General features: G+C 70.7%; 20 protein-coding genes. 13 read left to right on the top strand and 7 right to left on the bottom strand.

Annotation, left to right across the window (positions count from 1 at the left end; genetic code table 11):
• Window positions 1-74: 74 nt before the first annotated feature.
• Window positions 75-422 carry a hypothetical protein gene (locus tag ABD289_RS06435; RefSeq protein ID WP_344127634.1) on the top strand — a complete coding sequence of 116 codons (348 nt, stop codon included), beginning with the start codon at window positions 75-77 and terminating at the stop codon, window positions 420-422.
• A gap of 263 nt (window positions 423-685) precedes the next feature.
• Window positions 686-1,075, top strand: a complete 390-nt coding sequence (locus ABD289_RS06430; RefSeq protein WP_344127632.1) for a peptidase inhibitor family I36 protein — start codon at window positions 686-688, stop codon at window positions 1,073-1,075.
• On the opposite strand, the gene ABD289_RS06425 is transcribed toward ABD289_RS06430, so the two are convergent.
• The 5 genes from ABD289_RS06425 to ABD289_RS06405 form a co-directional block, all read right to left on the bottom strand.
• The gene (locus ABD289_RS06425) at window positions 1,056-2,192 is read right to left on the bottom strand and encodes a glycosyltransferase family 4 protein (protein WP_344127630.1); all 1,137 of its coding nucleotides are present in this window, start codon (window positions 2,190-2,192) and stop codon (window positions 1,056-1,058) included. The genes ABD289_RS06430 and ABD289_RS06425 overlap by 20 nt on opposite strands.
• A complete protein-coding gene (locus tag ABD289_RS06420) occupies window positions 2,189-3,076 on the bottom strand; it encodes an alpha/beta fold hydrolase (RefSeq protein ID WP_344127628.1) in 888 nt (295 codons plus the stop codon). Before ABD289_RS06420 ends, ABD289_RS06425 begins: the two co-directional genes overlap by 4 nt.
• 2 nt (window positions 3,077-3,078) lie before the next feature.
• Window positions 3,079-4,311 carry a glycosyltransferase gene (locus ABD289_RS06415; RefSeq protein WP_344127626.1) on the bottom strand — a complete coding sequence of 411 codons (1,233 nt, stop codon included), beginning with the start codon at window positions 4,309-4,311 and terminating at the stop codon, window positions 3,079-3,081.
• A complete protein-coding gene (locus ABD289_RS06410) occupies window positions 4,308-5,249 on the bottom strand; it encodes a DMT family protein (protein WP_344127624.1) in 942 nt (313 codons plus the stop codon). Before ABD289_RS06410 ends, ABD289_RS06415 begins: the two co-directional genes overlap by 4 nt.
• An 885-nt stretch (window positions 5,250-6,134) precedes the next feature.
• Window positions 6,135-7,094 carry a GH25 family lysozyme gene (locus ABD289_RS06405; protein WP_344127622.1) on the bottom strand — a complete coding sequence of 320 codons (960 nt, stop codon included), beginning with the start codon at window positions 7,092-7,094 and terminating at the stop codon, window positions 6,135-6,137.
• 290 nt (window positions 7,095-7,384) lie between these two features.
• Here ABD289_RS06405 and ABD289_RS06400 point away from each other — a divergent pair, with 290 nt between their 5' ends.
• The 9 genes from ABD289_RS06400 (at window position 7,385) to ABD289_RS06360 (ending at window position 14,895) form a co-directional block, all read left to right on the top strand.
• Window positions 7,385-7,981: a DUF4232 domain-containing protein gene (locus tag ABD289_RS06400; RefSeq protein WP_344127619.1), complete on the top strand. Its 597-nt coding sequence runs from the start codon at window positions 7,385-7,387 to the stop codon at window positions 7,979-7,981.
• A gap of 112 nt (window positions 7,982-8,093) precedes the next feature.
• The gene (locus ABD289_RS06395; protein WP_344127617.1) at window positions 8,094-8,897 is read left to right on the top strand and encodes an alpha/beta hydrolase; all 804 of its coding nucleotides are present in this window, start codon (window positions 8,094-8,096) and stop codon (window positions 8,895-8,897) included.
• A gap of 220 nt (window positions 8,898-9,117) precedes the next feature.
• Window positions 9,118-9,462, top strand: a complete 345-nt coding sequence (locus tag ABD289_RS06390; protein WP_344127614.1) for a PRC-barrel domain-containing protein — start codon at window positions 9,118-9,120, stop codon at window positions 9,460-9,462.
• Between the two features lie 47 nt (window positions 9,463-9,509).
• On the top strand, window positions 9,510-9,977 hold the full coding sequence (locus tag ABD289_RS06385) for a hypothetical protein (protein WP_344127612.1): 468 nt from the start codon (window positions 9,510-9,512) through the stop codon (window positions 9,975-9,977).
• A gap of 119 nt (window positions 9,978-10,096) precedes the next feature.
• Window positions 10,097-10,357: a hypothetical protein gene (locus tag ABD289_RS06380; protein WP_344127610.1), complete on the top strand. Its 261-nt coding sequence runs from the start codon at window positions 10,097-10,099 to the stop codon at window positions 10,355-10,357.
• A 204-nt stretch (window positions 10,358-10,561) separates the two neighbouring features.
• The gene (locus tag ABD289_RS06375; RefSeq protein WP_344127608.1) at window positions 10,562-10,813 is read left to right on the top strand and encodes a hypothetical protein; all 252 of its coding nucleotides are present in this window, start codon (window positions 10,562-10,564) and stop codon (window positions 10,811-10,813) included.
• Window positions 10,814-10,958: 145 nt separating this feature from the next.
• On the top strand, window positions 10,959-13,766 hold the full coding sequence (locus ABD289_RS06370) for an FtsK/SpoIIIE domain-containing protein (protein ID WP_344127606.1): 2,808 nt from the start codon (window positions 10,959-10,961) through the stop codon (window positions 13,764-13,766).
• A complete protein-coding gene (locus ABD289_RS06365) occupies window positions 13,759-14,124 on the top strand; it encodes a hypothetical protein (protein ID WP_344127604.1) in 366 nt (121 codons plus the stop codon). Before ABD289_RS06370 ends, ABD289_RS06365 begins: the two co-directional genes overlap by 8 nt.
• A gap of 24 nt (window positions 14,125-14,148) precedes the next feature.
• Window positions 14,149-14,895: a GNAT family N-acetyltransferase gene (locus ABD289_RS06360; protein WP_344127602.1), complete on the top strand. Its 747-nt coding sequence runs from the start codon at window positions 14,149-14,151 to the stop codon at window positions 14,893-14,895.
• A 354-nt stretch (window positions 14,896-15,249) separates the two neighbouring features.
• Here ABD289_RS06360 and ABD289_RS06355 read toward each other — a convergent pair whose 3' ends face one another.
• A complete protein-coding gene (locus ABD289_RS06355) occupies window positions 15,250-16,881 on the bottom strand; it encodes an FAD-binding oxidoreductase (protein WP_344127600.1) in 1,632 nt (543 codons plus the stop codon).
• 16 nt (window positions 16,882-16,897) lie between these two features.
• Here ABD289_RS06355 and ABD289_RS06350 point away from each other — a divergent pair, with 16 nt between their 5' ends.
• Window positions 16,898-17,539 carry a TetR/AcrR family transcriptional regulator gene (locus tag ABD289_RS06350; protein ID WP_344127598.1) on the top strand — a complete coding sequence of 214 codons (642 nt, stop codon included), beginning with the start codon at window positions 16,898-16,900 and terminating at the stop codon, window positions 17,537-17,539.
• Window positions 17,536-19,110: a glycerol-3-phosphate dehydrogenase/oxidase gene (locus tag ABD289_RS06345; protein WP_344127595.1), complete on the top strand. Its 1,575-nt coding sequence runs from the start codon at window positions 17,536-17,538 to the stop codon at window positions 19,108-19,110. Before ABD289_RS06350 ends, ABD289_RS06345 begins: the two co-directional genes overlap by 4 nt.
• A gap of 215 nt (window positions 19,111-19,325) precedes the next feature.
• Here ABD289_RS06345 and ABD289_RS06340 read toward each other — a convergent pair whose 3' ends face one another.
• Complete coding sequence (locus ABD289_RS06340) at window positions 19,326-20,630, bottom strand: citrate synthase (RefSeq protein WP_344127593.1); 1,305 nt, start codon at window positions 20,628-20,630, stop codon at window positions 19,326-19,328.
• Between the last annotated feature and the right edge of the window lie 313 nt (window positions 20,631-20,943).

Genomic DNA, 20,943 nt, shown 5'->3' with positions numbered 1-20,943 from the left:
GGCGCTCGGAGGGATCACGCGGGCGAAATCGGGGGTAAGTAGCAATGCGCAGTGTTCGCAATGCGCTGTTAGGCATGGCCGTGGCGTCGCTGGTCCCCGTCGCGGGACTGGGCACGCACATCGCCTCGTTCGCCGTCGAAGTCAAGGACGCGCTGGCGGAAGCGGCGGCACAGGCTCCTGATCGGGCCGGCGCGGACTTCCTCGCCTACGGGGCGCGAATCCGCTCGGCACCCAGCACGGACGCCACGGTGCGCGGTATCGGAAGTCCCGGTGACACCGCAACAGTGCACCTGCAGGTAGTCGGCGAGAGCATTCGTTGCGCCGACGGAACCACCGATTCGCACTGGTTCGACCTGACCAATCGACGCTCTCAGGTGAGCGGATTCGTGAGCGGCTGCCTGCTGCAGCGGTCCGCGCCGTGATCCTCCTGGCAGTGCCCGAGCGGTCGATGCCCTCGCCCGCTCGCCGGGGATCATCTCCTGATTCCGCTCGATCGGGGTGCATCAGGCCGCAACCGCACGTCGCTCGCGGCGCACTTCCGGGGCGGCCGCCAGGCACGAAGATCCACTCGGTCGTGCTGTATCAGATCGATTCGCTGGCGTGCGCCGGTGACCAGTAGGAATCTCTTCACCGAGCCGCGATCCACGCATCGCGGACGAATCCGGCCAATCGAAGGGATTTTCAGATGTTCACCTGCACGCCGTCCCGGTGCGGACGCCTCGGGCTGCTGGCGCTGGCCGCCGCGCTGCTGTCGACCGGGCTGCTCTCCGGTGTCGTCGCGAACGCCAGCGCCGGCGAGAATCCTTGTCCCGACGGAGCTTTCTGCGTGTTCCCGAAGAAGGACTTCGGCGGTGCGGTGCGAGCGCTACCGAGTCGCAGCACCGAGCAGGAGCGGTGCGTTCCGATCGAAACAGGCTGGGAGGTCGATTCGTTCATGAACCGGACTGGGAAACCGGTTACTACCTACCAGGATCCGACCTGCGCGACGGAGGCCGAGTTCGACACCCATCCGGACGGGTCGCAGACGCCACGGGCGTCCTACGTGGTCCGGGCGATCAAGATCTGGTCGCACTGAACCCGCTCGTCGCGCGCAGCACGTCCAGCAGCCGTTCGGCGGAGTTCTGCCAGGTGAACTTCGCGGCCTGCTCCCTGGCGCCGGCGATCAGCTCGGATCGCACGCCCGGTTCGTCGAGCGCTCGCACCGCATCGGCGAACCGTTCGGCGTCGTCGGGCGCGAAGAACTTCGCGTGGCCGCCGGTGACCTCGCCGAAGATCTCCAGATCGCTGCAGACCACCGGCGCCCCGGCCTTCATCGCCTCGATGACCGGCAAGCCGAACCCCTCGTCGCGGGAAGCGGTGACCAACGCCTTCGCCCGGACGAGCAACCGCTGGTAGTCCGCTTCGCCGATGCCCCGCCAGAACACCACGTCGGCCCCGTCCGGCACCTGCTCGCGCAGCTCGGCCTCGCGCGCCGGCTCGATCCGGCTGACCAGGTGCAGCCGATGTCCCGGAAGGAAAGCCATGCCCCTGAGCAGTGTTTCGACGTTCTTGTACGGCATGAACGAACCCATGTACACCAGCTCGCGCGCACCACCGGCGTCCCCGGCATCGGCCGGTTCCGGCGATGCGTCCTGGGCTGGTGCGTTCGGCACGACCGCCACCGGGCGGCGGGTCAGCCGGTAGCGCTCGATGAGCCGACGAGTGGTCTCCGAGACGGTGACCACCGCGTCGGCGCGGTCGAGCATCGCGCGCTGCGGCCAGAACGCCCGGTGGTACAGCCGCCAGGCCAAGCGCACGGGCAGCGGCAGGAATCCCGGCGGGGTCGGGTGCCGGTAGTAGATGAGGTCGTGCAGCGTGACCACCAGCCGATAATCGCGGCGGAGACCGCCGATGATCTGCATCGGGCTGAACACCACGTCGGCACCGAGCCGGTTGAGCGTGCGCGACAGCCACAGCTCCCTCGGCGAGAACGGACTGTTGACGCGCACGTGCGGCACGCCTGCGGGCAACAGCTCCAGCTGCCGCTCGTCGTGGATCAACATCGTCACCGGATGCAGCTGGTGCAACGCCTCGATCAGGCTCGACCCGTAGCGGCTGATGCCGTCGTGCTGATCGGTGCGCGTCCAGCGCGCGTCGACGACCAAGCGCATGTCGTCGGCGGACTTGCCGGCGTCGTGGGCGATTTCGCTCATGGCTGCCCCAGGAAGCGCCGGATCTCGACTGACGCCGGACCGGGCGTCTCGTAGTGCACCAGGTGCCCGACCTCAGGGATCACCACGAGCTCGGCATCGGGCAACCGCTCGGCCAGCGTGCGCTGCCCGCCCACGGGCGCGATGTCGTCGGTCTCCCCCGCGATCAGCAGCACCGGCATCGACAGCATCCCGGCGTAGTCGGCGACGGTGTGCGTCACCGAGGCGCGGAAGGTCTCGCCGAGCACGGCGGGGCTGTGGAACCGGCTGAAGTTGCGGAGGTGGTTGCGGTCGATGAAGCCGCGCAGGTGCGGGTCCCTGGTGCGGGTCATCGCCCTGCTTGCGGCCAGGACCACCCAGCGGTTGCTCAGCAATGAGTGCGCGGCCCGTTCGGGCAGGTGCTCGCCCAACGAGTAGTACGCGGCGGTCAACGAGGACAGCACCACCCGCGGACCGTGCAGCGCGGGGGTGGCGATCGGGTTGATCAGCACCAGCCTGCGCACCAGCTCCGGGGCGGCCGCGGCCAGCCGCGCCGCCACGATCGAACCGAAGGAGTGCCCCACCAGCGAAACCGGCCTCTCCTCGCCGCCGAGCCTGCGAGCGAGCTCAGCCATCGCCTCGGCGTACCCGGCGATGTCGTGGTTGTGCTCGGTCATCGGCCCGGAATCGCCGAAACCGGGCAGGTCGGGGATCGTCACCACTTGCTCGGCGAGCTCGGCGGCGATGAGTTCCAGCCCTTCGTGAGTGCCGCGCAGACCGTGCACCATCAGCACGGTCTCCTGCTCGGCATCGGCGTGCCCCGGATCACCGCGGTAGACCCAGTAGTGCAAGTCGGAGCCACTGATGCGCTCGACCCGCTCCAGCGGATGCAACCCCGGGATGATCATGATCAGCTCGCCAGTTCTGTCCTGGTCTCGTCGATTTCCAGCTCGTTGTCCGGATTCATCACGTGATCGTAGATCGCCTCGAAACGACCCAGCACCTGGGCGATGTCGTGGCGGGAAACCAGCTGCTCACCGGCTTTGCCCATCCGGTCGATCGTGGCGCGGTCGTCGAGCACCTCGTCGATGGCCTCGGCCAGCGCGCGCACGTCGCGCGGCCGGTAGAGGAAGCCGTTCTCGCCCTCGCGCACCAGGTGCGGCAGAGCCATGGCGTCGGCCAGCACCACCGGGGTGGCCGCCGACATGGCCTCCATGGTCGCCAGGCTCTGCAGCTCGGCAATGCTGGGCATGCAGAACACGTCCGCACGCGCGTAGGCCTGCAGCAGTTCGTCATCGCTGAGGAACCCTCGGAAGTGCACCCGCTCGGCGATGCCCAGGTCGGCGGCCAGCTGCTCGAGAGCCTCGCGGTGGCTGCCGTTGCCCACGATCTCCAGCTGCGTCTTGGCCTCGGTCTTGAGCAGCGACATGGCGCGCAGCAGGTCGTCGATGTGCTTCTCCTCGTCGAGCCTGCCGACGAACAGCGCCGTGCGGACCTCCGGGTCCGGGTGCTGCCTGCGGTACTCCCGGGCCGGGCGGCGATAGCGGTCGACATCGATGCCGCAGGACACCGGCATCGCGGTGCGGTCGAAGCCGTTGTCCCGCAGCAGCTGGACCGCGCGCGGCGTGGGCGCGGTGACCAGCTGCGCCTTGGAGTAGTGCTTGACCAGGAAGTGCCACAGCAGCCGGCCCGTCGCGTTCTGCAGCATCGACGGGATCTTGAGGTAGCCGAAGACGTTCTCCGGCATGAAGTGGTTGGTGGCCACCAGCCCGATGCCGCGCTTGCGAGCCGAGTCGATCAGGCCCCGGCAGATGAAGAAGTGCGACTGCACGTGCACGATGTCCGGCTGGATCTCGGCCAGCAGTTCGTCGGCACGGCCCGCCTGCCACGGCCGGATCGTGCGGATCGACGGGTGGAACATCGTCTCGTAGGAGGCCACCCGGTGCACCCGCACGCCGTCCTCGACCTCGGAGCGCTCCTCCCGATCGGTGGAGTGGCAGATGACGTGCACCTCGTGGCCCCGAGCGGACAGACCGGTGGCCAGGCGGTGCCCGAAGTTCGCCGCGCCGTTGACGTCGGGCGGGTAGGTGGTGGCACCGACCACGATCCGCAGCGGGCGCGTGCGCGACGGTTGCGAAGTCAAGAGGAACTCCCGTCAGGACTAGTTGTCGAGCGCGATCCGGCGGGATCGGCGCTGTCGGCGGTCACGTCGGCGGGTAGGGACTCATCGGTCTTGTCCGGGTGGTAGCGGGCGAGCGCGAACACGCCGGCGCAGGCGACCACGGCGCACAACGCCTCCCCGGCGGCGATCCAGCCGTTGACCTGGTCGGCCTCGCCGAGCAGCCCGATTCCCAGCCCGACCGCCACCAACGGGTCGATCACGGTCAGGCAGGCCACCACCAGGTCGGGCGGGCCGCTGGCGTAGGCGTGCTGCAACAGCCAGGCGCCCAGCACCATCGCCACCGCGATGCCCAGCAGCGGAAGGGGGTTGACCAGCAACTCGGTGGTCCCGAGCTGTTGGGTGACCGCGCGGGTCATCAGCGACACGTATCCGTACGCCACGGCGCACCCGGCGGCGAACAGTACACACCGCACCTTCGCCCTGGTCAGGGCGGCCGCTCCAGCGATGAGCAGCACCGCGGCCGCCACCAGTTCGGTGGCCACCAGCTGTTGCTGACCGTTCACCGGGGTCGGGGTCGCGCTGCCGACGGCCAGCAGCACGAACACCGCCACACCGCCGGTGGCCGCGAGCACCCCCAGCAGGACGCTCGGTTGCAGATCGCCCGCGCGGTAGCCCCGCGCGCGCAGGTTGAGCAGCACGGTCAGCGGCAGCGCGAGCACGCCGACCGGTTGCACCACGCTCAGCGGGGCGAGGCCCAGAGCTCCCGCGTGCAGCAGGGCGCCGGTGCCGAGCGCGCACAGACCGATGAGCCAGAAGCGGTTGCGGACCAGGCGGCCCTGGCTGCGCAGGCCCAGCCCGCCGCCCGCCATCGCGTCGTGCACGGCACCGTGCTGCAGCCGTGCTCCCAACGCGTAACCGCAGGCCCCCAGGGCCGCGAGCAGCACAGCCAGCGCGGTCATCGCGGGCCACCCGGGAGCGCACGCGTGCCGCGGTCGATCGCCGAACGCTCAGATCCGCGCCTCATGACATGTCCCGTCGCTGGGCACCGCAGCACCGGCCGCGACCGTCCACCGACCGAGGCAGGTGCCGAGCCCACTGCTCGCCGACTTCGCTGTTCGTCCACACCGATCAATCTCGCGTCTCGCGAGTCCGGCGCACCTCCGGGGCCGAACCCCTAATTTCCCTGAGGTATTTGCGCACCACATTCCGAAAACTGGTCGCGATCGACACCCCGGAACACCTGGACCAGGGACGCGAACAGCACGGGCGCCATGGGGAGAGACCCGATCCGGCCTCAGGGGGAACCCGCACCGCAGTTGCCGACCGGCATCCGGTGGAAGTCGCATTGCTCGAATTCCGAGCCGCGCGCCCGACGGGGGAATGAGCGGTGGCCGAGCCGGTGAACCCAAAACGACGCGAAACGAGCCCGCGCCGTTCGCCGGAGAACACCGCGTCCGCACCACGCGCAGGTGCGATGACCGCACCGCCCGCGTGTGCTGCCGCTCTGTCCGCCGGGTACACGCCCCGACTCTAGAACAAGGCGGCTGAGGACTTTGTCAGCAACACATCAACTTTGTCACCACGCTCGGATTAACACCCCCGCGCGTCGACCGTTCGATTCACCGACCGCCTCGCGAACATGCGGCACCAACTGCGAATTCGGCGAAAATGAAGATCAACAATCGCGGCCGGAAACGGTGATCTAAACGACATGGGGACAACATCACTCCGCGAGCGGAACGCGCGCGCCGAAACCGCGCGGACACGACGCGTGCCCGAGGAGATCGGCACCGCGCGACGCGACGGGCGGCGGGGCCGGAGCTCACCGCCGCCTCGCCGCGGTCTCAGCGCGGAATGGTCAGCCGCTGACCGGGGTGGATCATGTTCGGGTCCGCGATGCCGTTGACCCGGGCGATCTCCCGCCAGTCGACGCCCAGCTCGGCGCCGATCCCGGACAGGGTGTCGCCCGGCTGCACCACGTAGGTCTCGTTGGGCGCCCCCGCACCCGGAACCGTGAGCACCTGACCGACGTAGATCAGATCCGGATCCGCGATGCCGTTGACCCGGGCGATCTCCCGCCAGTCGACGCCCAGCTCGGCGCCGATCCCGGAGAGCGTGTCGCCCGGCTGCACCACGTAGGTGTCCCCCTGCGGAGGCGGCGGTGCGGGCGGCGGCGGTGGCGGAGGCGCACCCGCCCCGGTGAGGTGCTCCAGCGGCACCATCGACACGTTCAGGTCGACGTTGCCCCCGATGCCCGGAACCTGCCCCTCGCTGGAGTGCTGGTGCATCACCACCCGGTCGGTCAGGTAGCCCGGCTCCCCCGGCGTGCGCCCGTAGTGCGCCACCCACAGGAACACGCCCGGATCGATCCAGGTGTCGGTGGCCAGCTTGTCCTGGAACCAGGACGAGGAGGCGTAGACGACGATCTCGTTGCGACCGGTGTGGCCGCGAAGGGCGTCGATGAAGCCCTTCACCCAAGCGCCCAGGTTCGGCGCGTCCTTCTCGATGTCCAGGCACGGCGGCAGGTTGCCCGGCCCGGCGGAGTCCAGCCTGGCCAGCTGCGCCGCGAAGTCCGCGGCGTCCTGCTGCGGCGAGTTCGTGTCCGGTCGCGCGAAGTGGTAGAGCCCGGTGACCATGCCGGCTCCGCGCGCACCCCCCAGCTGAGGGTCCAGCGTCGGGCTGACCCAGCCGATCCCCTCGGTGGCCTTGACGTAGGCGAAAGCGTGTCCAGCGCCGCGCACGGCTCCCCAGTCCGGTTCCCCCTGGTATTGCGCGACGTCGATCCCGGGAATGCGTTCGGCCATTGGCGTACCCCCTGACTTTGGCCGTTGCCGCCGCTCAAACTATCGAAGCCGAGCACATCCGACGTAGGTCCGATCAGGTCAAGATCGCAGGCCGATCGGCCGAGGAGACACTCGCGCGTCCCGTCCTTCCGAACCCTTGAAACCTCCCGCGGTCGCGCACCGCGCCCGGTCGCGAAGGCCACTCGTGAGCTGCACAGTGGTGGGCGCGGGCAACCCGGTCGACTGCGAAGCGTCTTCCGAACAGGAGCCGCCACACCGGCGATCTCATTGACTTGGGGGAGGTGGTCGTCATGGCCATCCGAGCACGCGTTCTGCAGACCTCCGCGATCCTGTTCTCCGCCGCGCTGCTGGCGGGTTGCGGGCAAGCAGTCCAGCACGAGGGCGCCGCGAGCGCCGGGCAGCCGAGGGCGGCGGTCGCCCCGGTATCCGAGCCGCGGGCCGCGCAACCGGGCCCGCAGCCGGAGCCGCGAGCCGGGCGGTGCCACACCTCGATGCTCAGCGGGTCGATGGGGCGCGTCGAACCCGGTGCCGGGCAGCGCTACGCGGAGCTGACCCTGACCAACTCCTCGAACGAGACCTGCGACATCTACGGCTACGGCGGTCTGCGGCTGGTCGACGAGGCCGGCAACCCGCTGCCGACGAACCTGACCCGCTCGCCGAACCCGGGGCCGACGCTGATCGAGCTCTCGCCCGGTGAGTCGGCCTCGGCCACGCTGCACTGGACCGCGGTCCCGCACGAGGGCGAGCCCACCGACGGCCCCTGCCAGCCGACGCCGGCGACCGCCCAGATCACCCCGCCCGACGAGACCGACTGGCTTCCCGTGGACTGGACCGGCGGCCCGGTCTGCGGCAGGGGAGACATCGAGGGCAGCGCCTACCACCAGTAGCGCCGCCGCGGGCGCGGACGCTCCGGCTCAGGCGCGACACGAGCGGGCCCGCGGCCGTGCGAACCGGCACGTGATGCTGGCCCCTCGGCCACTGGTGTGCTGGGGTGGCGGCATGATCGAGTCAACGGATCGCACCGTCTCCGGCAGTCTGGGTGAGCTCGCCGTGCACGAGTGGTCGGCGGCCTCCCCGGCGTGGATCGCGCTGATCGCGCACGGCTACGGCGAGCACTCCGGGCGCTACCAGGGACTCGCCGAGCGCCTGGTCGGCGCGCGGGCGCTGGTCTGCGCGCCGGATCACATCGGGCACGGCCGGTCCCCGGGCGACCGGGTGCACTTCGAGGACGCCGAGGTGCTCGTCGCCGATCTGGACGCGGTTCGCCGGGAGCTCGCCGCCGAGCACCCCGACCTGCCGATCGTGCTCATCGGCCACTCGATGGGCGGCATGCTGGCCGCCCGCTACGCCCAGCACCACCAGCGGCACTTGGCCGCGATCGTGCTCTCCGGCCCGGTGCTGGGCACCTGGCACGTGCTGGACCTGCTCGAGCACGACGAGATCCCGGACACCCCGATCGACCCGGCAACCCTGTCCCGCGACCCGGAGGTCGGCGCGGATTACCTGGCCGATCCGCTGGTCTGGCACGGTCCGTTCCGCCGCGCCACCCTGCGCGCCATCGACGATTGCCTGCTGGCGATCAACGAGGGCCCGTCCCTGGAGCGCCCGACGCTGTGGATCCACGGCGAGGACGACGAACTGGTCCCGGAGGCCGACACCCGCACCGGTATCGACCGCATCCGCGGCCACGACTTCCACGAGCACATCTACCCCGGCGCCCGCCACGAGCTGTTCAACGAGACCAACAAGGCCGAGGTCATCGCGGACGTCCTCAACTTCACCGGCCGGGCGCTGAACTCCTAGGATCCCTGGTCCACCTGCGGGTCCACCGTGGCGACGACTACCGCTCGAGGGCGCGCGGCGTGCACCCGGCATTAATAGCGAGCGCAAAAACTCTCGATCAATACTCGATCGAGTGAGGCGTGTCGGTTGCGCGGTTGCGAGGCAGCAGTTTCAGGGGAAGCTGGTGTCCGGGCATTCCGGGCACACGAGGCTCGGCGGCCGAACGAGCGGGGGGCTTGCCATGAACGTCGAGCGCGCGCAGGACCTGATCGGCACGCCCGTCTTCGACAAGGACGGCAACCGGGTTGGCCGGGTCGGCAACGTCTACGTCGACGACGACACCAACCAGCCCGAGTGGGTCACGGTCCGGGTCGGACTGCTGGGCATGAAGGAGACCTTCGTGCCGCTGGACGGCGCGAAGGCCGAGGAGAACCGCCTGGAGCTCGGCGTGGACCGGGAGCGGGTTCGCAACGCGCCGCAGATCGACGCCGAGAACGGCCACCTGTCCGACACCGAGGGCCACGACCTCTACCGCTACTACGGCCTGGAGCGGTCGGTCCAGGCCGACGAGGACGATCTCACCTGATCTTCCGCAGCCGCGCCGGGCCCGGATGCGGAATAATGCCCGGCGCGATGGGCAATGACGAACTCGAGCTGCTGGTCACCGTGGTGCTCGCAGCCGACGACGAACACAGCGCGCACACCGCCTGCGCGGACCTGCTGGAACGGACCGGCGGCAGGCCGGTGACCGCCGCGGACTGCTCCGAGGAGGAACCCGGCTGCTGGTCGGTGAGCATCGCGCGCCGCACCGGCGAGACCGGGCGGCGCACGGCAGCCCTGTCCCGCGCGGTGCGGACCTTCCTGCGCGAGCTCGGTCCGGGGTTCGCCCGGCAGCGCGTCAGCTGCGAGCCACCGACGGCGTGGGCCGTGGTCGACGAGCCGGAATCGATCGGCCAGCTCGTACCCGGCGGCGAGCGGCTGCTGGTGGAGGCCTGGTTCGACGACGCTCTCGACGCGCTCCCGCTGACCGGCGCGAGCGCCGGCCGGAACGGCAGCGCCGCAGCGGAAGTCACACACCCGGGCGACCTGAAATCCACATAGGACAAAGGGGTCCAACAAAGATCAACAAATCTGGCCCCGGGTGCGAAGGCACCGGATGCTGGCGCTAGCTTGTGAACCGCTACAGAGTCGTGCACCACCCCACGGAGGATCTGGGACCGATGGCAGGCGTGGAAGAAGTTCGCGCAGGCGTTTCGCTGGCCAACCAGAAGATGCAGGAAGGCATCGCCGCCCTGCAGCAAACCGCGACGGTGCTCGAGGAAGCGCAGTCCGCGCTGGCCGAGGCGACCGCGGGTTCGGCTCAGGAGGAGATGCTGCACGCGCACGGCATGCTCGCCGAGGCGATCCAGACCCTCAGCGGCGTGCAGGGTTCGCTCAACACCACCATCAACTCCACCGAGGCCTACGCGGGACGCCTGTAAGGAGATGTTTCGGTTTGCGGTTTGCGTGGCGATGCCGGGAGCCGAACCTCAGACGCCGCCGGACGCCGGGATCCGCGACTCGAGTAGCCACCTGCGCGGCGCTGCGGCTGTCCTCGCCCGACGACGTCTGAGAACCCGCAGCGGTGCGGGCCGAGTCCCACACCGCATGCGGCTGGCGCCGCATTCTGAAAGGACCCCTCAGCCATGTCGTCGATCGACGAACTCGTCGCGACCCTGAGCTCCGTCGAGCAGCAGCTCGAAGAGGCCGGCGCGCACCTGGGAACCTGCAGGCTGCGGCTCGAGGAGGCCAGGCGGGCGCTGACCCGCCTCGACCCGGAGCACCCGGAGACCGTCGTGCCGCCCGGACTGCCGCGCTCGGACGATCAGATCGAGCGCGTGCAGCACACGATCGAGCTCACCGCGAACACGATCCGCGACTTCGCAACCCGGCTGTAGGGCACCGCACCGGGCCGCTTTTCTTGCTCAACCGGGCGGTATTCGGAATCGTGCATGTGTTCAATCCCAACTCGGCCAAAGCGGCGCGGAGTGGTATTTTGATCACGTTACGTGATCTCGTAGGCCGAAATCCGCGGAGTGACGTGTGAGCAAACGCAGTGCACGGCGGAGTCGCGTCGAAGCGGCTTTCGAGAACCTGCGCAACACCATCGCGACCGCGCTCGGAGCCGCTGAGAACGCGCACCGGTCGGTCCTCGACGAGTGCGCTCAGCAGGAGTTCGCGCTGCGCATCGCCCAGCTGGGCACCGCGGCGGCCGCGCGCGAACCCGGCGAGCTCGGCGACCCGGCCGACCACCACCTCGAGGCCGCCCTCGACGAGGCGCTGGCCGAGCGAGACCGCATCTACGCCGACTGGACCGAAACCGGCCCCGCTCAGCTCAACGAGCTGGTCGCGGAAGCAGGTCCCGGCAGCGCGGCGGAGCCGTTCGAGCACTGGCTCGGCCGCGTCGGCGCCGGTGACGCCGCCCATCCCCCGCAGCTGTGGCGGATCGGGAACGCGCAGGTACCGGATTCCCCGAGACCCCAGCCGTTTCCGGCTGCCGTCCCGGCGCTGGACCTGTCCCACCTGCGGATCACCACCGACGGCGTGCCGGAAACCGCCGAGACCGTGGTGCAGAACCTGCTGCTGCGCATCCTCGGCCACTTCCAGCCGGGACAGGTGCGCGTGCACGTCTGGGACGTCGCGCAGCTCACCGGCACCCTGCCCGGGCTGTACCCGCTCGCCGGCGCCGGTCTGCTGACCGCGCACGACCCCACCCGGCTGGACGAGATGCTGGAGACGCTCTCCGACCACATCCGGCGGATCCACGCCTCCTCGCTGCTCGGCGGGCACACCTCGCTGCGCGCGCTGGCCGCCGAGAACGGGCACCGCTCCGAGCCGTGGCGGATCGCCGTGCTGTTCGGCAACGGCGAGGCCCTGCGCGAGGAGCAGCAACAGCAGCTGCAGCGGATCGCCCGCAACGGGCTGGCCTGCGGGATCCAGCTCATCTGCGTCGACCTGTCGCTGACGGTCAGCAGCGCGATCGAGTCCATCACGCTGACCGGCCGGAACACGGCCCGCACCAGCATGACCGGCCCGGAGGCCGTGGTCGAGCTCGACGAGCCGCCCTCGCGCACCGAGGCGGCCAAGGCCTGCTCGGCCATCGCGGAGGCCTTCGAGGCCCGGCGGGCGCGGGTGCGCACCTTCGACGACCTGGTTCCCGAGCAGCTGTGGCAGCACCGCTCCATCTCGGGCCTGCAGGCCCCGGTCGGCTTCGAGGAAGGCGAGCCGGTGTGGGTCAACCTGGGCGACACCAGCCCGCACACCCTCATCGGCGGGCCCAGCGGCTCCGGCAAGACGAACTTCCTCTACGGGATGCTCGGCGCCATGACCGCCCGGTACTCGCCGGACGAGCTGGAGCTCTACCTGCTCGACTTCAAGGAGGGCGTGTCCTTCGCCCAGTTCACCCCCGGCAGGCGCGACCCGAGCTGGTTGCCGCACGCGCAGCTGGTCGGGGTCAACGTGAACACCGACCGGGAGTTCGGGCTGGCGCTGCTGCGCTTCCTCTCCGAGGAGATGCGGCGCCGCGCCGAGCACGCCAAGCAGCACGAGGTCACCAAGCTCGAGGAGCTGCGCGCCGAGGACCCGGAGGGCCGCTGGCCGCGGATCGTGGCGGTGATCGACGAGTTCCAGTACCTGTTCGCCGAGCGCGACCCGGTCACCGCGGAGGCGACCCAGCTGCTGGAGGACGTGGCGCGCCGCGGCCGCTCGCAGGGCATCCACCTGGTGCTGGCCAGCCAGGACGTCTCCGGCATCGAGGCCTTCTGGGGCAAGCCCGCGATCTTCGAGCAGTTCATCCTGCGCATCGCGCTGCCCAAGGCGCGACGGGTGCTGGCCGAGCAGAACCAGTCCGCGCTGGAGCTGCCGCGCTGGCACGCCGTGATCAACCACGAGTCCGGGGTCAAGCACGGCAACGAGATCGCGCGGATCCCGGACGCCACCGGCAAGGACACCTTCCACCCCCTGCAGCACTCCCTGTGGGAGCGGCGGCCCGCCGGGTCGGTACCGCCGCGGCTGTTCGACGGCTCGAACCTGCCGAGGCTGTCCAAGCTGGCCGACTACCGCGAGCTCACCGCGCCAACGCGGACGCCGAAGGCGTTGCTGGGCCAGATCATCGACGTGACCGGCACGGCCGCCACCGTGCCGCTGGGCCGTTCGCCGGGGCGGAACCTCGCGGTGATCGGAACGGTGCAGCAGGACACCACCAGCGTGCTCGGCGCGGCCGCGCTGTCCCTGGCCAAGCAGTACCTGCCCGGCACCATCCGGTTCACCGCCGCGGGCCTGCTCGACGAGGTCACCGGCTCCGTCGACACCATCACCGCGGACCTGCGCTCCGCCGGGCACGACGTCGACGTGGTGGCCTTCGACGACATCGAGGCGACGCTGACCGGCATCGCCGAGTCCATCGACTCCGGTGGCTCGGCGGTGCCGCACGTCCTGCTGCTCTACGGCGTGGACGCGGCGCAGGCGACGCTGGAGCGCAAGGACCCGGTCACCCGGGTGAGCGCGCTGGATCACCTGCGCAAGATCCTCAAGCAGGGCCCGGAGTCCCGGATCCACGTGCTCGGCTGGTGGCGCAGCGTGCAGCGGGTGAAGAACACCCTGGGCATGGGACCGGTGGACGACATCGGGGCGTGGGTCGCCTTCGACGTGCACGGGCAGGAGCTGATGCCGTTCACGGCGGGTCAGGCCGTGAACTGGTCGCCCCGGGCGCGGCGCGGGTTGTTCTTCGACCGGTCCGCGCACTCGCGCCCGGAGGTGCTGCTGCCGTTCGACCTGGAGTCCGAGCGCGGCCCCGAGGTCCCCGCGCCGCGCTCCGAGCAGGCCGAGATCCGGGAGGAGTCCTGTGACTGACGCGGTCGAGCGGTACCGGGAACTGGTCGAACTGGCGACCTCGGCGGGTTCCCGGATGCGCGAGCACGAGCGGGAGTCCGCCGAACGGCTCGGCGAGGCCGTCGCGGCGGGCAAGCAGCGGCAGGAGGAGTCGGCGGCGCGCCGGGACGAGGTCCTCGAGGACGTCGACGCGCGGTGGAAGGCCGCGCTGGGCGCGCTCTGGGACGAGCGGTGGCTGCGCTCCGACGGCAAGCCCGCGCCGGACCGCTCGGCTCCGGACGCGACTCCCGAGCAGTCCCGGCGAGCGCTCGACGAGGCGTTCGTCGAGCTCTACGACGCGTTGGCCAAGCCCCGGCTGCTGCGCCGCAAGAAGGGCTGACGACGCCTGTCGTAGCATCGGGACGTGCACCGACTGGGGGACTTTCGCGCGGTCGCCGCCGCCTGCCCGGACCTGATGGTCCGGTGGTCGGCTCAAGCGCTCGAGGACGGTTACCCGCACGAGCGCGGAGCGGCCTGGCGGCTGCGCGACGCGGTGGTGGTCTTCGCGCCCGGGCTCAACCGCGCGGACCGGCTGGTGTGCTCCGGTCCCGGCGCGGACGTCGTCGAGCTGGTCAACGAGGTGCTGCCCGGGCTTTCCGGCTACGACGTCCGGCTGCTGGCAGCCGCGCCGCTAGCCGCGCACGTCGCCGAGCGGGCCGGGCTGGAGGTGCGCGCGACCTTCGGGTGGTTGCACCTCGCGGCGGAACCGCCGCAGCACCCGGCGTCCGGCGTGGAATGGCTGACCCGCGCCGACGAGCCGGCGATCGACGCGCTGCTGCGCCGGGCAAACCCCAAGTCGTACCTGTTCCCGTCCGATCCGGGTGCGTCCCGGTGGGCGGGGGTGCGCGGCGCGGACGGCGAGATCCGCTCCGTGGCGGGAGATTCCTGGCCCGCGCCCGGCATCGGCTTCATCTCCGGTGTGGCGACCGATCCCGCGTGCCGCGGTGCCGGGTTGTCCACGCAGGTCTGCACGTTCCTGACGCGAGAACTCGCCGCGCGCGGCGACGTCGCGCTGATGGCTGACGCGGACAACGAACCGGCCCTCCGGCTCTACCGCAACCTCGGCTACGAGTTCACCGCAGTCAGCGCCGCGAGGCCGAAGCGCACCTAACAGCTGAACGCGGCACGCGGCCGCGGGTTCTGCCGCGCCGCGTGGCGAGGCAGCCACGACGCCGCGTAGAACGGCTGCTCAAGGAGCGGATCCCGCAGCCGCACGGCGCATCAGGGTTCCGCCACCCGCACCGCCACGCACGCGGTATCCCCTAAGGGCTTCTTGCGGAATGCGGCGGAGCCGCTGTTCCAGGTGTAGGACTCAGCCAGCACCGCGGCGGGTTCTCAGACGTCGTCGGGCGAGGACAGCCGCAGCGCCGCGCAGGTGGCTACTCGAATCGCAGATCCCGCAGCCCGGCGGCTTCTGAGGTTCCGCTACCCACCCCGCCACGCAAACCCCAAACTGAAAGATCTCCTAAGAAAGCAGCTTGCCCGGGTTGAGGATGCCCTTCGGGTCTACCGCCCTCTTGGCCGCGGCCAGCACCTCGTTGCCGATCCCGCCGATCTCCGCTTCCAGCCAGGGCTGGTGATCGACGCCGACGGCGTGGTGGTGACTGATCGTGCCGCGGCCCGCGATGGCGTCCCCGGCGGCCTTCTTCGCGGTCTGCCACTGCTCGAGCGCGTTCTCGGCTCGCGGGGTCAGGACCGTGAAGTACAGCGAGGCGCCGGTCTCGTAGGCGTGCGAGACGTGGCACATGACGATCGGCCGGTTGGCGCCGGACCGCAGGCTGCGCACCAGCGCGGTGCGCACCGCCGAGCGCAGTTCGCTGAGTTCGCCCCAATGCGTAGCGGTCTCGAGCGTTTCCACGCAGACGCCCTTGTCCAGCAGGGCATCACGTTGCCGCGGACCCGAGAACCGGCCGGCCTTCCAGGACTCGCCGACCGCGCGGCCCAGCGAGACCGTGCGGATGTCGCGGAGCGCGCGCAGCGTCGCCGTCCGGCGGCGCCCGAGCTCGCGGCGCGAGGGGGCGTCCCAGCCCAGGATCAGCAGGCAGGGCTTGCGAATTCCCCGCGCGCGCAGGTAGCCGTTCAAGGCGCGCGACTTCAATCCGCCGGAGAGGGCGAATTGCACCTCGGTTTCGTCCACATCGGACAACCGGGTGACGTCGGCGAGGTTGTGCGACTGGGCCAGCTCGCGGACCGCGTCCGAGCCCGCCTGCCAGCCGTCGACCACGAGGGCCTCGTAGCGGCTGCGCACCGGCGCCGGGCGGACCCGCACCGCGACCTCGGTGATCACTCCGAGCGCGCCCTCGCTGCCCACCGCGAGCTGCCGCAGATCCGGGCCCGCGGCCGAGGCCGGGGCGACGCCGAGGCGCCACTCCCCTCGCGGCGTGGCCACGCGGACCCCCTCGACCATGTCCTCGAAGCGGCCGTAGCCGGAGGACGCCTGGCCCGCCGACCGGGTCGCGGCGAAACCGCCGATGGTGGCGCGCTCGAAGGACTGCGGGAAGTGGCCGAGGGTGAAACCGTGCGCGGCCAGCAGCGATTCGGCTTCCGGAGCGCGCATCCCGGCCTGCAGCACCGCGATGCGGGAGGTCGGGTCCAACGAGACGAGCCGATCCAGGCGCGCCAGGTCCAGGGCGACCACCGCGCGCTTGCCGCCACGCAGGGCGTCCACACCACCGACCACCGAGGTGCCGCCGCCGAACGGGACCACCGCGATGTCGTGCTGGGAGCAGATCTCCAGCACGCCCTGCACCAGCTCCGCCTCGCCCGGCAGCAGCACGGCGTCCGGCACCGCGAACTCGGCGGCGCTGCGGCGCCGGATCAGGTCGCTGTAGGACATGCCTCCCGCACGGCCGAGGCGGGCCGCGTCGTCGACCAGCACGTTGGCCGCGCCGACCAGCGCTTCCAGCTCGGCGCGCGCATCCTGGGGCAGCGCACTGCCGGGCACCTCCAGCAGCGAGGACGGCATCGCGGGCGTGGTCGTATCGGTCAGGCCGATGCGTTGCCGCAGCCAGCGCATCGAGGTCGGGGACAGGTGCGCGGCCGCCGCGCCGGATGAGGTCCAGCTGCCGCGAAGGGTGTGTTCGATCTGGCCGGTCACCGATACAGTGTGACACATGGATTTGGAGTGTCACAGCCCTTTGGCCGCAGGCCCCGATCCGGAGCCCCGGCGCCCGGCGAACCGGGTCGACGATGCCGACCTGCTGCGGGCCGCCCGCGAGTGCGTGCTGGCCAACGGATTGCGACGCACCACGCTGACCGACGTCGCGCGCCGAGCCGGAGTCAGCCGGATGACGCTCTACCGGCGCTTCCCCGACGTCGGCAGCATGGTGACCAAGCTCGTCACCGTCGAGTTCGGCGAGATCCTGCAGCTGGCGCAGACCGCCAAGCCCGACGGGAACGCGCGGCAGCGCCTGGTCGCGGGGGTGGTGCACGGGGTCCGCCTGCTGCACGAGGCCCCGCTGCTGCGGCGCGTGCTGGAGACCGACGGGGAACTGCTGCTGCCCTACCTGGTCGAGCGCCTCGGCAGCACCCAGCTGGCGGCAGAGTCGCTGCTGCTCGACTACCTCGGCGCCGGGCACGCCGACGGCTCCATCCGCCCCGCGGATCCGGCCGTGCAAGCACGTTCGCTGCTGCTGCTGGTGCAGTCCTTCGTCATCTCGGCGGGACCCGCCACCAAGGACGTCGACGCCGACTCGCTGACCACCGAACTCACCCATCTCCTCGACGGCGCCCTACATCCCGGGAGCAAGTCATGATCACCACTCCGCTGCCCGCAGGATCCCTGCGCGCGACCTCGCTGAACGCCGCCCGGCTGGACGCCGAGCTGACCGCCTCCGCCGATGACGAGGTCGATCTGCTCGTCGTCGGCGGCGGGGTCACCGGCGCCGGGATCGCGCTCGACGCGGCGGCGCGCGGGCTGTCCGTGGCCCTGGTGGAATCGCGCGACCTCGCCTGGGGGACCTCGCGGTGGTCCAGCAAGCTGGTGCACGGCGGCCTGCGCTACCTCGCGCACGGCGACGTCGCGCTGGCGCACGAGAGCGCGGTGGAGCGCAACGTGCTGATGACCCGCACGGCGCCGCACCTGGTGCGGTCGCTGCCGCAGGTGACACCGCTGCACTCCGGTGTGTCGCGCCGCCAGGAGCTGACGGTCCACGCCGGGCTGCGCGCCGGGGACGCGTTGCGGCGCGTCGCGCGGACCCCCTCCGACGTGCTGCCTTCGCCCCGGCGCATCCCGGCGGCCGAGGCCCGCGCGCTGATCCCCGGACTGCGCGGCTCCGGGCTGCGCGGCGGCCTGCTGCACTTCGACGGGCAGCTCGTCGACGACGCGCGGCTGGTCGTCGCGCTGGCGCGCACCGCGGCCGGGTTCGGCGCGCGGGTGCTCACCCGCACCACCGTGCGGGAGCTGCACGCCGACGGCGCGGACGTGGTCGACGAGCGCAGCGGTGAGTCGCTGCGGATCCGCGCCCGATCGGTGGTCAACGCCACCGGGGTGTGGGCGGGCGAGCTGGTTCCGGAGGTCGAGGTGACCCCCTCGCGCGGCTCGCACCTGGTCGTCGACGCGGAAGCCGCGGGCCTGGCCGGGACCTCCGTCGTGGCGCCCCTGGCGGGCTCGTCCGGGCGATTCCTGCTGCTGCTGCCGATGCCGGACGGACGCGGGCTGCTGGGGCTGACGGACGAGGCGGCACCCGGACCGATCCCGTCGGTGCCCGAGGTTCCGGAGTCCGATGTGGACTTCCTGCTCGCCGGGATCCGGGATGTGCTGGCCGAGCCGCTCGGCCGCGAACACGTCCTCGGCAGCTTCGCAGGGCTGCGCCCGCTGCTGCGGCAGCCGGGCAAGGCGACATCGGACCTCTCGCGGCACCACGCGGTGCTCACCTCGCGGGAGGGCGTGGTCACGGTCGTCGGCGGCAAGCTCACCACCTACCGGCGCATGGCAGCGCAGGCGGTCGACGCGGCGGTGCGGGCTCGCGGGATCTCCGCAGGGCCCTCCCGCACCACCGAGGTCGCCCTGGTCGGGGCGGCCCCGCGGCGCTACCTCCACGACATCGAGGCATCGGCCCGGCTGGTCGCCAAGTACGGCACCGAAGCCGCGCGGCTGGCGGCCCTGTCCGAGTACGACCCCGAGCTGGCCGAACCCGTGTGCGAGGGCACCGACCTCACGGCCGCCGAGGTCCTCTGGGCGATCCGGCACGAGGGCGCCCTCGACGTCGACGACGTCCTGGACCGCCGCTGCCGCCTCGGCCTCGACCCCACCCAACGAGCAACGGCTCTCCCCCCGACGAAATCCCTGGTAACCAAGGCCCTCTCCGGCCTGACCCCACCCTGACCCCAAATTCCCTGGAAATCGGGGTACCGAATTCCCTGGAATTCGGGGGTGCGTTTTCGAGCGGTTTTTGGAGGTTCACTCGTACGTGGAGTGCGCGAGCCCGCGTGGGCGCGTGCTGGTCCGGACGCAGTGAGGCCCCGGGGCCGGCCTGGTGGCCGGATCCTCCGGGGCCCGTTGCATGGGTCAGCCGAAGCTGACTTGATTCAGGCTTCGATTCACCGCTCGGTGATCGGCCGGTACGCGCGCTCGGCGGCGCCGGTGTAGACCTGCCGCGGACGGCTGATCTTGCGAGCCGGGTCCTCGATCATCTCCCGCCAGTGCGCGATCCAGCCGGGCAGCCGGCCCAGCGCGAACAGCACGGTGAAGAACTTGGTCGGGAAGCCCATGGCCTTGTAGATCAGACCGGTGTAGAAGTCCACGTTCGGGTAGAGCTTGCGCGAGACGAAGTAGTCGTCGGACAGCGCCCGCTCCTCCAGCCGCAGCGCGATGTCGAGCAGCGGGTCGTTGGCGCCCAGCTTGGACAGGACCTCGTCGGCGGTCTTCTTGATGATCGCCGCGCGCGGGTCGTAGTTCTTGTAGACGCGGTGCCCGAAGCCCATCAGGCGCACGCCCGGTTCCTTGTTCTTGACCCGCTCGACGAACGCGTCGACGTCGCCGCCGTCGTTCTTGATGCCCTCGAGCATCTCCAGCACCGCGCTGTTGGCACCGCCGTGCAGCGGGCCGAACAGGGCGTTGATGCCCGCGGAGACGCTGGCGAACATGTTCGCCTCGGACGAGCCGACCATCCGGACCGTCGAGGTGGAGCAGTTCTGCTCGTGGTCGGCGTGCAGGATGAACAGCAGGTCCAGCGCGCGCGCCAGGGTCGGGTCGACCTCGTAGGGCTCGGCCGGGAAGCCGAAGGTCATCCGGAGGAAGTTCTCCACCAGGCCCAGCGAGTTGTCCGGGTACAGGAACGGCTGGCCGACCGACTTCTTGTAGGCGTAGGCCGCGATGGTGGGCAGCTTCGCCAGCAGGCGGTGCGTGGACAGCTCGACCTGGTCCTTGTCGAACGGGTTCAGGCTGTCCTGGTAGAAGGTCGACAACGCAGAGACCGCCGACGACAGCACCGGCATCGGGTGCGCGTCGCGCGGGAAGCCGTCGAAGAACTGCTTGAGGTCTTCGTGCAGCAGGGTGTGCCTGCTGACCCGGCCTGCGAACTCGTCGTACTGCTGCTGGGTCGGCAGCTCACCGTAGATGAGCAGGTAGCTGACCTCGGCGAAGTTGGACTTGGCGGCGAGCTCCTCGATCGGGTAGCCGCGGTACCGCAGGATGCCGGCCTCGCCGTCGATGTAGGTGATGTCGGAGTTGCAGGCTGCCGTATTCACGAAGCCCGGATCCAACGTCACCATGCCGGTCTGGCCCAGCAACTTGCCCAGGTCGATACCGGGCGAGCCCTCGGTCGGCTGTGTCACCTGCATTTCGTGCTCGCCGGCGTCATAGCGCAGCGCGACAGTACGTTTTGCGGTCACGTCGTCGGGCATTCGGGAACCTCTCGCGCTCGTCAAGGGGTGCGTGTGGTGACGAATGCGTGGTGCCCAGCCAAGCGGCAGGGCTGCGTTTGTCGCCCGCGCGCCGGTCGGGGTGTCCGAACCGTCGCAGCACCACCCCGTTGGGGTCCTGTCAGTAGTCACGCTAGACCGCAACAGGCCCCTAGCGCAGCAATCGTGTTTCGTCTTTTTGCAGGTGGGACCACGATCACATCACAGGCGGCAACACCGGCGCCCGCACCCACACGCTCCGAAGCCGATCGAGACCACCATCGTGAGCATCCACCCCATCCGATCGGTCTATTGC

This window comes from Saccharopolyspora halophila (assembly GCF_039531955.1).
GTDB classification, from domain to species: domain Bacteria; phylum Actinomycetota; class Actinomycetes; order Mycobacteriales; family Pseudonocardiaceae; genus Saccharopolyspora; species Saccharopolyspora halophila.
The sequence above is the reverse complement of the archived record's forward strand: the minus strand, read 5'-3'. Positions and strand labels throughout refer to the sequence as shown.